This is a genomic window from Nisaea sediminum, assembly GCF_014904705.1.
Classification (GTDB): domain Bacteria; phylum Pseudomonadota; class Alphaproteobacteria; order Thalassobaculales; family Thalassobaculaceae; genus Nisaea; species Nisaea sediminum.
In genome coordinates, this window is the sequence record NZ_JACZCQ010000001.1 from 440,026 (window position 1) to 452,702 (window position 12,677).

14 protein-coding genes are annotated in these 12,677 nt (G+C 60.3%); 8 read left to right on the forward strand and 6 right to left on the reverse strand.

All coding sequences use genetic code 11. The annotated features are described in order from the left end of the window. Positions 1–214: 214 nt before the first annotated feature. Together IG122_RS02025 and IG122_RS02030 are read left to right on the forward strand one after the other, a co-directional pair. On the forward strand, positions 215–1,033 hold the full coding sequence (locus IG122_RS02025) for a flagellin (RefSeq protein WP_193179951.1): 819 nt from the start codon (positions 215–217) through the stop codon (positions 1,031–1,033). Positions 1,034–1,066: 33 nt separating this feature from the next. Beyond that, positions 1,067–1,441: a flagellar biosynthesis regulator FlaF gene (locus IG122_RS02030; RefSeq protein WP_193179953.1), complete on the forward strand. Its 375-nt coding sequence runs from the start codon at positions 1,067–1,069 to the stop codon at positions 1,439–1,441. 14 nt (positions 1,442–1,455) lie between these two features. Here IG122_RS02030 and IG122_RS02035 read toward each other — a convergent pair whose 3' ends face one another. Then, the gene (locus tag IG122_RS02035; RefSeq protein WP_193179955.1) at positions 1,456–3,168 is read right to left on the reverse strand and encodes a tetratricopeptide repeat protein; all 1,713 of its coding nucleotides are present in this window, start codon (positions 3,166–3,168) and stop codon (positions 1,456–1,458) included. A 160-nt stretch (positions 3,169–3,328) separates the two neighbouring features. Between IG122_RS02035 and flgK the strand changes: the two genes are divergently transcribed. From flgK to IG122_RS02055, 4 genes are all read left to right on the forward strand, one after another. Continuing rightward, entirely contained in the window at positions 3,329–4,801 is a 1,473-nt protein-coding gene (gene flgK, locus IG122_RS02040) for a flagellar hook-associated protein FlgK (RefSeq protein ID WP_193179957.1), read from the forward strand. A 14-nt stretch (positions 4,802–4,815) separates the two neighbouring features. Next, the gene (locus IG122_RS02045) at positions 4,816–5,817 is read left to right on the forward strand and encodes a flagellin N-terminal helical domain-containing protein (protein WP_193179959.1); all 1,002 of its coding nucleotides are present in this window, start codon (positions 4,816–4,818) and stop codon (positions 5,815–5,817) included. A gap of 178 nt (positions 5,818–5,995) precedes the next feature. Beyond that, entirely contained in the window at positions 5,996–6,382 is a 387-nt protein-coding gene (locus IG122_RS02050) for a hypothetical protein (protein ID WP_193179960.1), read from the forward strand. Between the two features lie 184 nt (positions 6,383–6,566). After that, entirely contained in the window at positions 6,567–7,496 is a 930-nt protein-coding gene (locus IG122_RS02055) for a tetratricopeptide repeat protein (protein ID WP_193179961.1), read from the forward strand. 89 nt (positions 7,497–7,585) lie between these two features. Here IG122_RS02055 and IG122_RS02060 read toward each other — a convergent pair whose 3' ends face one another. From IG122_RS02060 to IG122_RS02070, 3 genes are read right to left on the reverse strand one after another with little or no spacing between them, the layout of a single operon-like run. After that, positions 7,586–8,032, reverse strand: a complete 447-nt coding sequence (locus tag IG122_RS02060; RefSeq protein WP_193179962.1) for a hypothetical protein — start codon at positions 8,030–8,032, stop codon at positions 7,586–7,588. 1 nt (position 8,033) lies between these two features. Beyond that, positions 8,034–8,369, reverse strand: coding sequence for a rod-binding protein (locus IG122_RS02065; protein ID WP_226893265.1), 336 nt, complete (start codon positions 8,367–8,369; stop codon positions 8,034–8,036). An 11-nt stretch (positions 8,370–8,380) separates the two neighbouring features. Continuing rightward, on the reverse strand, positions 8,381–9,535 hold the full coding sequence (locus tag IG122_RS02070) for a flagellar basal body P-ring protein FlgI (protein ID WP_404924040.1): 1,155 nt from the start codon (positions 9,533–9,535) through the stop codon (positions 8,381–8,383). Between the two features lie 185 nt (positions 9,536–9,720). On the opposite strand from IG122_RS02070, the gene IG122_RS02075 reads away from it, so the two are divergent. Beyond that, the gene (locus IG122_RS02075; protein ID WP_193179963.1) at positions 9,721–10,143 is read left to right on the forward strand and encodes a flagellar assembly protein FliX; all 423 of its coding nucleotides are present in this window, start codon (positions 9,721–9,723) and stop codon (positions 10,141–10,143) included. Positions 10,144–10,318: 175 nt separating this feature from the next. Continuing rightward, positions 10,319–10,735 carry an RNA polymerase-binding protein DksA gene (gene dksA, locus IG122_RS02080; protein ID WP_193179965.1) on the forward strand — a complete coding sequence of 139 codons (417 nt, stop codon included), beginning with the start codon at positions 10,319–10,321 and terminating at the stop codon, positions 10,733–10,735. 118 nt (positions 10,736–10,853) lie between these two features. Here dksA and flgH read toward each other — a convergent pair whose 3' ends face one another. Both flgH and flgA read right to left on the reverse strand, forming a co-directional pair. Further along, positions 10,854–11,618, reverse strand: a complete 765-nt coding sequence (gene flgH / locus IG122_RS02085) for a flagellar basal body L-ring protein FlgH (protein ID WP_193179966.1) — start codon at positions 11,616–11,618, stop codon at positions 10,854–10,856. 38 nt (positions 11,619–11,656) lie between these two features. Further along, a complete protein-coding gene (gene flgA / locus IG122_RS02090; protein ID WP_193179968.1) occupies positions 11,657–12,646 on the reverse strand; it encodes a flagellar basal body P-ring formation chaperone FlgA in 990 nt (329 codons plus the stop codon). Positions 12,647–12,677: the final 31 nt, after the last annotated feature.

A 12,677-nucleotide genomic window follows, 5' to 3' on the forward strand; every position in this document is an offset into this window, starting at 1 on the left:
TCCCGCTGAGTTTGTCCGATTTCAAATGATCGGAAGTCTAAAAATAACGTAAAATCAAAGTATTGTTTCTTTTTCTGGAACTGGCCCGGCTCTTGCGTCGAAAGGGCCGAGACAGTGGTTCGCCGTCCGATTCACCCGGCAAAAATCGCCGAGGCCAAGAACTGGTCCGGATCCGGGGTAGACGGGCGGCGCAAAGAGAGAAGGAACACTGGAAATGGTTAGCAACTCGATTCTGACGAACCCGGAGGCTCTGGTCGCGCTACGCAACCTTGAGCGGACCAACAATCTTCTGGCGCAGACTCAGGACCGGGTCTCCACCGGTTTGAAAGTCTCGGGTGCCGAGGACGACGCGTCGAACTTCGCGATCGCGCAGGGTATCCGCGGTGACTTGCGGGCTCTCAGTGCGATCCAGCAGGGGCTGAATAACACGAAGGGCATCGCGCAGGTCGCACTCGCCGGCACGACATCGATTTCGGATCTGTTGCAGGATGTGCGGCAGAAGCTGACGGAACTGTCGAACGAAGGCATCACGACGCAACAGCGAAACATCCTCACGGACGATTTCAACGAGCTGATTTCCCAGGCACGCAACTTTGTCACCAACGCGGTGTTCAACGGGATCAATGTTCTGAACACGTCGACTTCGGTGAACACGCTGTCGAACCTCAACAATGACACGATCACGCTGCGTGCCCGCAACCTGCTGACCGAAATCAACTCGCTCGGCGGCGCGACGCTGACGAGCGCGACCAACGCGCAGAGCGTGCTGACGGCGCAGTATTCCAACCTGGAATCGACCATCAACATCGCCCTCGGCCAGCTTGGTGCCGATACAAGGGCGCTCAATTTCCAGACCGAGTTCCTGACCGCGGTCAGCGATGCGACCGAAGAAGGTCTTGGCAATATCGTCGATGCCGACCTCGCTCGGGAATCCGCTCAGCTCACTGCTCTTCAGGTTCGCCAGCAGCTCGGTGTGCAGGTCCTTGGCGTTGCGAACAACGCGCCGCAGGTTCTGCTGGGGCTCTTCCAGTAAGAGCCGGCAGCGTGAGTATCGGAGGAGCGTGAGATGCGCCAGGGATACGCAGCATACAAAAGCGTCCAGACGCAGACCGAAAGCCATCAGCAGGTGGAATACCGACTGCTCGGACAGGTCACGAGCGCGCTTCTCAAGGCAAAGGAACCAGACGTCAATCTCCAGGATCGACTTAATGCCGTTCTATGGAACGGCAAGGTATGGGATGCCTTTCTGTGCGATCTTTCCGAACCGGGCAACAGATTGCCCGCGGGCCTGAAAAGCAGCCTCATCCAGCTCGCGCATTGGGTTGCGAAGGAAACCGAGCTGGCGATCGAGGGAAAGGCCGGACTGGATGCCATGATCAATGTGAACCGGCAGATCATGGAAGGCCTGCAGGATCAGTTCAGGCTCGCAGAGGCAAGCTGACAGCCGGCACGCGTCTAGGGCCTGGCGGCGAGCATCTCTTCCATCAGCGGCGTTGCCTCTTCGATCACCGCGGTCCACGAGCGGTTACCGCCTTTGACGAGGCTTCGCTCGGACGGGAGCCAGGGATCGGACTGCGCGCCAAAGAACAACGCGCTCCGGGCCGAGTGTAGTCCGATGGCCGGCGTTCCGACGGCGCCCGCGATCAGCAATACGGACGTATCGACCGAGATGACCATATCGAGAGCCGAGATCATTGCGGCCACGCGATCCAGCTCGTTTCGCTGATCGATCCCCTCCGGACGGAACATCTTCGTTCCTGTCATCTCTTCCACAGCCCGGACTTCGGCTTCATATTCATCATACTGCAGGCACACCGGAAGGATTCCAGGTTGCTCTATGATGGGGGCGAGGTCCTGGATTTTCATGTCGTTGTGCCGCCAGGCCGGGCGCCGCATCCCGCTTCGCCAGCAGAAGCCGACCGCGTGCCGGGGGGCGGCGGCCTCGAACTGCTCGCGCCATCGTGCGCGCTCTTCCGGATCGGGGATCAGGAAACCGGGTTTCGTCGGGAAGGAATTCAGATCCGGCCGGACATAACGCGGCATGTCACCGAGCATCAGGCAGGATCCGATCCGGCGTTCAGCGACGAGTGAATTGTAGTCCGCGACAGCCCCGATGGTTCCCGACCGGGCGACTTTCTCGACAATTTCTATACCCTTGAATGATCTCTCAAACAGAGGAACCAGGCGTGCGTCGCTCTCCAGAACGACCCTGCCGCCGTACATCTGGCTCGTGTCTGTGACGCAGGAAACCAGACGGATCTCATCGCCGATGCCCTGTTCGTGGCAGAGCAGGAGAGCCTTGTCGTCGGTGGCGGGCCGGCCGTCCCATTCGGCTGGCAGGCCGAGGCGGTCGATGCGGACCTCGTCCTTCCGATGCCGCCAGCCATATCGCGCAAAGCCAGCATGAATGTCGCCGGCGGCTAACAGGGAGTCGGCCAAATTGTACTCTAGAACCGGATCGCCCGGCCGGATGGTCCTGGCATATCGGGCGGACCTGACGCCTTCGCCCTGGCGTCCGACCGAACGCAGGACCAGCTGAAGATTGTTGTAGCCTTCGGCGGCTGCCGGGGTGAGCAGCAAGGCGCGGCGGTACAACGTGATGGCCGCGTCTGCTTCGAAGAATTCGAAGAGGGTCCGTCCCATCTGAAAGAAGTATTCGGAGCTCTTCAGTTCACTGTCGGCGAGGCTCTCCAGAAGCGAGCGGGCGTCTTCGAGACGGTCCAGTTCGTGCAGGACTTTGGCGCGGGACAGTTGCCAGCCCGCTTCCTCTGGACAGGCTGCTGTCGCGCGGTCGAGACAGGCGAGGGCGGCGGTATTGTTTCCAAGCAGGCGCTCCGCCTCGCCACAATTGTAAAGACCTTCAGCATGATTCGGGGAGAGGGCCAGGGCATGCCGGAGATGGCGCCGCGCCTCTTCCGGCATGTTAGCGGCCAGGAAAATGCAGGCGAACCTGTTGAGGCAGCTGGCGTCTTGCGGTGAGAGAAGCAGAGCGCGGCGCAAACGCACCTGTGCTGCAGCGCTGTCGCCGGCCTGAAAGCTGGCAAGACCGTAGAAATGCCAGAAATGGCCGAGCTGGGGCAGGGAGGCGGCGAGACCGTCGTACAGAGCCAGAGCGTCCAGGATCCGGCCGGCGCTGTGCAGCTCCGCCGCGTGCTGAAAGACTTGCACGGGATTTGCAATAGGAGATCCAGTCATCTCGGCATGCTGCACCAATGAAAGAGCGACGTGAAGGCCTTCGAGAGGCGGTGGCCGGTGGGAAGTGGCCCGGTTCTTGCTTTCTGCTTTGTGACGCAATTTACCCGAAGAGACTTCGGAGGTTATCGCCACCATGTCAATATCCAGCGCACTTCTGGCCGCTACGTCCGGCCTGTCGGCCGCCCAGTCCCGCATCGACGTGGTTTCGCGGAACGTCGCCAACGCGACGAACGAGGATTACACGCGGAAAACGCAGGAACTGCAGACGCGCTTGATCGGCGGACAGGCGCAGGGTGTGGACCTGGGGGTGATCGAGCGGTCAGTCAATGAAGGCCTTCTGGAGGATATCCGGACCCAGGAAGCGACGGTCTCCGAGCTGAGTGTGCTCGATGCCTATCTTGAGCGTCTCGTCGAGGCTTTCGGCCGTCCTGGTGACAATGATTCGATCTCCGCGAAGATCACCGACCTGAAGGAATCGATCCAGGTCATGTCGATCGCTCCTGAACTTGGCGCCAACCAGGCCGAGGTCCTTCGTGCTGCCGAAGCCGTGGCCCAGGAGTTTCAAGAGATTACCGCCGCGATCGCTGACCTGCGCAAGGAAGCGGACAGCGCGATCGCTGACACCGTCGAGCTGGTGAATAATGCGCTCACCAATATCGATACGCTCAATGATGAGATCGCGATCCGTAAGACCGAGGGCCGGACGACGGCGGATCTCGAGGACAGCCGCGACAAATATGTTCAGGAACTCTCGAAATACCTGAACATCAATGTCATCGAGCGGTCGAACGGTGAGTTGACGATCCTGACCGGCGACAGCCGGCTGTTGCTCGACGACACGAAGTTTCCGCTCACCTTTACCGAAACCGCGCTCTTCACGTCGACGACCGCCGGTCAGCCCCTGCAGATTGAGGACGGGTTGCCGGGAACGGCGACGAACCCGAATATTTCGGGCGAAGTATCCGCGCGCGACGGCGAGCTTGCCGGGTTGCTGCGGATCCGCGACACCATTCTGGTCGAAGCGCAGGATCAGCTCGATACGCTGGCGCACGAACTGGCCAACGATCTCGACACCTTCACCATCAACGGCACCACTGCGGTGGTGAACCTGTTCGTGGATGCCGGCGGCAACGTTCCGGCGGACGCGCTTGGCAACGAACAGGGCTTCGCGGAAGTCATCCGGGTCAATCCAACGGTGACCGCGACCCCTTCCATTCTTGTGACCGGCGACACTGGCGACGCGGCGAACACATATGTCGCGATCGGTTCCGGTGACCACCGGATTGCGAACGCCATGCTCGACGCTTTTCAGGCGACCCAGACCTTCGTCTCGGGTTTCGGTTTGACGGCGACGAATACAATCGAGGGTTTCGCCGCGGAACTGGTTGGTTTCCAGGCGAACCAGCACGCGACTTTCGAGAGCCAGCTGACCTTCGAAACCAACTATCGCGATACCCTGGTCCAGTCGTTCCGGGACGAGAGCGGGGTGAATACAGACGAGGAACTCGCCAAGCTGATCGAGCTGGAAGCCGCGTTCGCGGCATCGGCGCGAGTCTTGCAGACCGTTCAGCAATCGCTGGACGAGTTGGTTAACATTATTCGCTAGGTGGGAGTGAGACGATGCGTATCGCCACCCTGACAACGGCACTCAGAACCGAGAACACTATCCTGAACCTGCAGAGCCAAATGCTGCGCGCTCAGCAGCAGGTCTCTACGGGTAAGCTTTCGCCGATCTATAGCGGCCTTTCCGGGGATAACGCCCGGATATCGATTCAGCTGCGCGAAGAAATCCAGACGAAGGAATCCTACGTCGGCACCATCAACTCCGTACGCACCCGCACCAAGGTGATGGAAGCGGCGCTGGTCGGGATGCAGGATCTTGCGGAGCAAATGCGCTCAGAGCTAATCAAGCAGCAGGAAGGGAAGTATGACGATACGGCGCCAGTGTTGAAGCAGTTCGCGGATTCCGCGATCGATCAGCTGGTGAGCTTGCTGAATTCGCAGTCCGAGGGACGTAATCTGTTCAATGGCACGTCCGTTGCGACGCAACCGCTGATCAATGCCGCGACGCTGAAAACCAATGCTTTTGCCGCCATTACGCCGCTTGCTGTGGGTAACTCCGCGACTGTGATCGGTGACTCCGCGACGTTCTTCGGAACAGACGGAAACTGGAACAACGTCGGCGGCTTGCCTCCGGGGCAGACGCAACCTTTTGCTTTCGACGCCGCGGAGGGGGTTCGCCTCGAGTTCGGCGAGCTGGCGAACGACGATGCGTTCGAGGAACTCTTTGAGGTTTTTGCGATCTTCGCGGATGTCGATTACGCGGCCGGCCTGGATGCCGATTACGGTGCTCTTGTCACCGATGGATTGAGCCGGGTCGAAGCGGCGGCCGACGACATCGGTCTTATGATTGCATCCATCGGCACCACGCAGGCGAGAATGTCGGACATTCAGGACCAGCACAAAGACGACAACACGGTCCTGACAAAGCAGCTGGACGGAGTCGAGAACATCGACCCCTTTGAGGCCGCAGCAGAATTCCAACTCATCCAGGGACAACTTCAGGCGGCCTATCAGACCACCGCATCGCTGCGCAATCTCTCCCTCGCGAATTACCTGTAAACCTCCGAGGGCAAATCCTGGCTAAGCTGCTTTCTTGGCAGGATATATCGTTGCCGGGCGAATTTTCGTCAATTTGGCCGTAACATCCAAATGACTCGACAATTGACTTTTGCGATAGTACATTTATCTGCAGTTGCCGATAAAAGGCAGGTTAACTGACTCCAGAATGGAGATCGTCATGGTCGAGATCCTATCCGGGGCGACCGCTGCACGATCGATTGCGCAGCCAGTCCCCGCGCCGTCAAATCAGGCGTTAGGTTTTGGCGCTGTGGCAGCGGCCAAGCCCATTCAGTCCGATTTTTATCTGAGCCCGGTTATCCGTTTCGACTCCGAAGCGCTCAAAGTGATCTTCGAGGTTCGGGACAGCCAGTCCGGTGAAGTGAAGCGACAGTTTCCGCCGGAGCGCGTGGTTCAGGAACTGCAGAAAACCGCTGGTTTGGGAATCGAGATTCCGGAACCACGTGAGTCAACGGCGACGGATGGCGCTGCTGTTCAGGGCTCCGCGGGAAATAGCGAATCGGAAACCGAGTTCTCGGCGGAAACTGAAGTCGACGTTCTGATCTGATCGTCGAAGGTTCAATTTAATTTTTACGTCTCGGCGGCAGACGCGAGGTCTGGCGCCCTTTTTGATTCCGCCGTTTGCTCTCTCCGAACACTGCTCCCACCGGGAGGAAGTGAAATTTCCCCTAGAGTTCCAAGTATGTTAGGAAAGAACGGTAAAACGCGTTTTGCCGACGGAGGACCCCAGCGTGGAGAATGAAGACGCGATCAATGAGCTGCTAAGGCGCGGGATCGCTCACCATGAAGCCGGCGAAGTAGTCGAAGCGCGGAACATTTATGTCGAGATCCTCGAACGGGATCCGCAAAATCACCAGGCGCTGGACCTCGCCGGTTTGCTCTGTATGCAGTGCAATGAGCTGGACGCGGCGGGTGATTTCTTCGAATCCGCGATGGAACTCGATCCTGACTCAGGTCGCTATATCTGCCATGCGGGTACCCTTGAATTACATCTCGGGAATCTCGAACGAGCCGTAGAACTGTTGCGCAAGGCAATCTCGGTAGATCCTGACATCTCGGAATCGTTCCTTTCTCTCTGTCTCGTCTACCGGTCGCAAAAAAAACTGGGCGATGCCGTCTCCGTTCTCGAGGAGGGCCTTTCCGAACATCCTGCCAACAGTCGTCTTCTCACCTGGCGGGGAATTCTCGAAATCGATCGCAAGGATTTGCCAAGCGCCGCGGAATTTCTTCACCAGGCAATCAGTGCGGACAATCAAAATCTCGAAGCCATGGTCACGCTGGGAAATGTGATGATGGAGCTCGACGAGCTCGAGATCGCGGAGCGCTGCTATACATCCATTCGCGAGCGCGCGCCGGAAGATATAGGGTCCCGCTGCCGTCTTGCCGTACTCTTGAAGCGCCTTGGCCGAAGGGATGAAGCCGTCGCCGAACTTGAGAGCGCTTTCGCGGATGCACCGGCAGAGAGCGAGATCTTCAACGATATCGCGGTACTGCTCGAGTCGCTCGGCAGCAGCGACGACGCGATCGTTGCGGCCGAGAGAGCGGTCGCCCTCGATAGCGGGAATGCCTCAAGTTTTTCTCTTTTGGCACGGCTGCACAGCAAGGCCGGAAATGAAGAAGCGGCGAAAGACGCCGAGCAGCGCGCTGCGGCCCTGGCCTGATCGCCGGGGAGATCGTCTCAAGCGAGAGAGAACAATCCTCTCGGGACCGGGCCGCTTTGGCGGCTCGTCTTCGTTGAGGGGCTCCGGCTTCAGAGACTCTTGCTGACCGCCGCCGCTGCCTGGCCTGCCGGGCAATAGGCGGCGTATCCGGTCCGCGGCCGACCGAAAGATGGCTCTTCCGCGGTGATCCCGCGCTGCTTCCTGACCGAATCCATAATCAGCGACACGACCCGCTCGGCCGCATCGTGGCTGGACCTTAGAGCCAGCATGTTGTCGGAAAGGGCACAGCGGAAACGCTGATAAAGCTCCCGGAGCGCGGTGCGGTCGTCCGCCGGGATCATTTCCAGAACTTCCGGGTGGCTCCGCATCTCTGTCTGATGCTTTTCGAACGAGATCGATAGCTGGCGCTTTCGTGCCTGGAGCTTGTCGAGGGTCTTGAACTCGCGCCTTTTCAGCATCGCGGTTTCCTCGTTCAGCAGCTTCATCAGGCCGATCATGCTCTCGCGAAAAGCGTCAATGATGGATAGGTCGGCCATTTCAATTCACCTCCTGAAGCGCGAGCAGTTGCCGCTCGATCGTGTCTGCGATCCCGATCCCGCCGGTCCGGGAGATCTGCTTTCCGTATTCGTCGACCATCAGATCGCGATAGATGTCTTCCGCCGGACCGCCGCCGAACATTTCGCCGTTGCCGACGCCTTTGAGCATGTGGCCGAGCATCTGGCTGATGAAGATCGACTCGAATTCCTCGGCGGCCTGGCGCACCTCTTCGCGATTCTTGCCGGCGGCCTTGAGCCGGTTCGCGGCTGCGTCGGTCTGGGACGCCCGCAGATTGGTGGTGGCGGAGGCGGTTTCCGTGAGAGCCATGCTATCCATGATACAGCTCCTTAGAGGACTTCGATTTCAGCTTGCAACGCGCCGGCGGCCTTGATCGCCTGCAGAATGGAGATCAGATCGCGCGGTCCGATGCCGAGGGCGTTCAGGCCGTCGACCAGTTCCTGCAGCGTGACGCTCTGCGAGAGAACGGAGAGCTGCTTGTCCTCGTCCTGATCGATCTCGATCTGGGTCCGCGGAACGGTGACGGTTTCGCCGGTCTGCGCGAAGGGCTGCGGCTGCGAGACCTGCGGCGTCTCGGTGATCCGGATGGTCAGGTTGCCCTGGGCGATGGCGACGGTGCTGATGCGGACGTTCTCGCCCATCACGATGATTCCGGTGGTCTCGTTGATCACCACCTTGGCGGGGATGTCAGGGGTCACGCGCAGCTGCTCGACATCGGTGATCAGCGCAACGGCGTTGCCGCGATAATTTTCGGGAACCAGCATCCGGACAGAGGAAAGATCCCGCGCCTGAGCGATCGGCAAGCCGACGAACGCATTGATGGCTTGAGAGATACGGCGCGCGGTCGTGAAGTCGGGATTCTTCAGCGCGATCGTGACGGTCTCCATCTGCATCATCGAATAGTCGATTTCGCGCTCGATGATGGCGCCATTGGCGATCCGTCCGCTCGTCGGCACGCCCTGCACGATCGTCTCGCCTTCGCCGCCGGCGGAAATGGCGCCGGTCGCTACGGAACCTTGAGCGACGGCGTAGACTTCGCCGTCCGCACCGATCAGCGGAGTAACGAGCAGCGTGCCGCCCAAAAGGTCCTCGGCATCGCCGATCGCGGAGATCGAGACGTCGATTCGGCTGCCCTGTTTGGAGAAGGGGGGCAGGATTGCCGTCACCATGACGGCGGCGACGTTGTCCGTGTCGAGATTGTTGTCGCGTGCATTGACGCCGAGACGCTCCAGCATGCCGACGAGGCTCTCACGGGTAAAAATTGCACTGCCGAGATCGTCGCCGGTGCCATTCAGGCCAACCACGAGGCCGTAGCCGACCAGCATGTTTTCACGGACGCCCTCAAAATCGACGATGTCCTTGATGCGGGTCTGGCTGAGTGCGTCGCCCGAGGCGGTCAGAAGCAGCAAGACTGCCGTGAACAGGCCTAGAGCCATCCGTTTCGGGGAGATGGAGCGGTGCACCTTGTTTTTCTGCGGCCACATCGGTTCCGGTTCCTCTTGCTAGAGCTGAGCCGTTTCTCGGACTCCTATTGGCCAGATCCTATGCGAGGATCGTGCCAACTTCTCGGCCTCCGGGAGGCAATTATGCCGGACTGTCCCATGGCGATGCTGGCTATGCCGTATCTCGGGCGGTAGTATATCTGCGCGGAACAGCGTAGGGTTCTGGAATGAAAGTAGATCCATCACGCCGCGTCAGTACCCCGTCGACGAGAAAGACGTCGAAGTCGGGAGGCACCAGCGGAACCCGGTTTTCAGGTCTTCTCGAGGAGACCCAGGAGAGCAAGTCGGCCCAGGGAACCCGGGCGGCAATGTCGGTCGACGGCTTGCTCGCCGTCCAGGAGGCGGATGCGGATGGCCGGCGCGGCGCCAAGCAGGGGCAGGCCCAAGGCGAGGATCTTCTTGCGCGCCTCGAACGGCTCAGGGACGGGTTGCTTCTGGGGGCGATTCCCGAGTCGGAATTGCGTGGGCTGGCGCTGACCATAAAGCAGACCAAAGAACGCACCTTTACCGATCCGCGGCTCGGCGAAATCCTGGATGAAATCGAACTCCGGGCACGTGTCGAACTCGCCAAACTCGGGACTTTTTTGTAGTCATTTTTTGCCGGCTCTGGTTTATCTTTTGTTTTCAATAAGTTATTTCTTTTTCCGGCGCCGCGTCCAAAGGCAAACAGAAGCTTGAAACCTAGGGCGGCGCAGACCTATACTCCCGCCGCTCCAAAAGGGCAGAAATCTTGCCTTTGATTGGCCTTTGTGGTGGAGGACCGGGATGAGCGTCACGTTGCCGCCGGACTACAAGCCGTCGGAAGACGAAGAGTTTATGAACCCTAAGCAGCAGGAATATTTCCGGCAAAAGCTGCTGAGGTGGCGCGCCGAGTTGCTCCAGGAAGCAAACGAGACGCTGAGCCATCTGACACAGGAGAATCTCCAGAAACCGGACATGGCCGACCGGGCTTCCCTGGAGACGGATCATCAGATCGAACTTCGGACCCGCGATCGCGAGCGCAAGCTGATCAGTAAGATCGATTCGGCGCTGCAGCGCATCGAAGACGGAAGCTATGGCTACTGCGAGGAGACCGAAGAGCCCATCGGCCTCCGGCGTCTGGAAGCACGTCCGATCGCGACTCTGAGCCTGGAAGCTCAGGAACGCCATGAACGTCTCGAGCGGACACATCGGGACGATTAGAATCGGACCCGACCTGCAGAAATGAATGAGGGCCGTTCCCCGGGGAACGGCCCAATTCTTTTGGCTGGCTCTGATCGGGGGAGGGCGGCAATTCTTGCCGCCTGCTCCCTGCGGTCTATCAGAAGGGCATCAGGATCTCGAGAGCCTGGGAGCCGTAGCGCTGCTGCTGCAGATCGGAGATCTGGCCGCGTCCGCCGTAAGCGATCCGCGCTTCCGCCATTTCGTCATAGCTGACGGTGTTGTCCGATGCGATGTCTTCCGGACGTATGACGCCGCCGACGACGATTTCCCGGACTTCGAAATTCACTCGCACTTCCTGGCGGCCGAACAGAACCATATTGCCGTTCGGAAGCTGCTGCGTAACGACCGCGGCAAGGCGAAGGTTGATGGTCTCGTTCCGGTCGATGCGGCCCCGACCGTCATTGGCAAGTCCGGACGTCGTGCCAACGAGCGAGCCGGCGTCCGCGCCCTCGGGCAGGACTTCGGTCAGCAGGTCCTCGTACCCGAACAGGCCGGAGATCCCCATGCTGTTGGTATTGGAGCGGTCATGCCGAGTTCGGTTGTCGATCGCGGCCTGATCGGAGATCTCGACGACGACAGTGATGATGTCGCCGACCTGGCTGGCGCGCTGATCCTCGAAGAAGGCGCGGGAGCCTTCGACCCAGAGCGAGTTGGCCTGCCGGCTGGCGGTGACCGGGGTCGGCATCGGCATCGAGACCGGGCGGTAGTTGTCCGCCTGGGTCGGGTTCTGGATCGCCGAGAGTTCCGGTGTCTTGCCGATATCCGCCAGCCGCTGGAAGACGCCGCAGGCGCTGACGGACATGCCGATCAGGGTGACCGCGGTGAGGCGGGTGAACAGTGCGGAGACAGAATTCTTGGTCATTTTGCCGTTTCCTTAAAAGGCCAGTTCTTGGCGCTTATCTAGTTCATTGCAATTCGCGGGCCGGCGACGGAGATGATGCCGGCATCGGTCACGGAGCCGACGACGATCTTTCCGGTGCCGAGGTTTTTCACCCGGATGGAGTCCCGGCGGGCGCCGTTCTCAAGAGCCTGTCCGCGCAGGGTCAGCGTCATCAGCGAGGTCTGGAACACCATGGTCACCAGGTCGCCTTTGCGGACCAGCTGGATCGGCGTCACGTCGGTGCGGCGGATCACGCTGCCGGCGCTGATCGGTCGGCGCACGCTCATGCCGACGATCTGGTCGGGTGAGGTCACCGTGTTGTGGTTGCTCCGGCGGGCCTGCATCGCGGTCCAGACGATGTCGCTCTCGCGGATCGTCTCTCCCGGACCGGCATGACGGTTCAGCACCGGTACTTCGATGACGGCATGGACTTCGCCCTGGATCCTGGCCCTCAGCGATTTGTCGTTTCCGATCGGAACGGAAATCAGGGCGGCGAAACGCTGGCTCCGGCTGTTGTAGTCAAGGCTCTCGACCTTCACTTCCGGCTCCATCTCGCTCGGCACCATCATCGTCAGGCGGCGGTTGGTGATGTCGACCTCGACCCGGTCAGCAATATAGTCCTCCGTCAGCCGCTCCTCGATGGCAAGGCGGACCATCTGTAGGGGAACGGCCCGGCCTTCGCGCTCGACGATGACCCTGACGCGCCCGCTGCTGGGGCTCCAGTCGATGCCGTGCGCTTCGGCGAGATGCTGCAGCGTGCCGGCACGAACCACGAGGTCCTCGCCCGGGAGGGGAGCGTCGCCGATGCGGGCGTCCTTCTCGGCCGGAAGGCCGGTGAACAGATCGCTCAACATCAGGGCGTCGCTCCGGAGCGTGACGGTGTCGTTGGCGAAGATCGTCTGCCCGGCGACTGTCCCGGCGGCCGAGGCGGGCTGCGGCAGGCTCACGGAGATCGCGAGCAGCAACCCGGCCGAGAGGGTTTTCAGGGGCTTCAGCATTTTGCCAGTCATGTCACTACTCCCTTGTTGGGGGCCTCAGGCC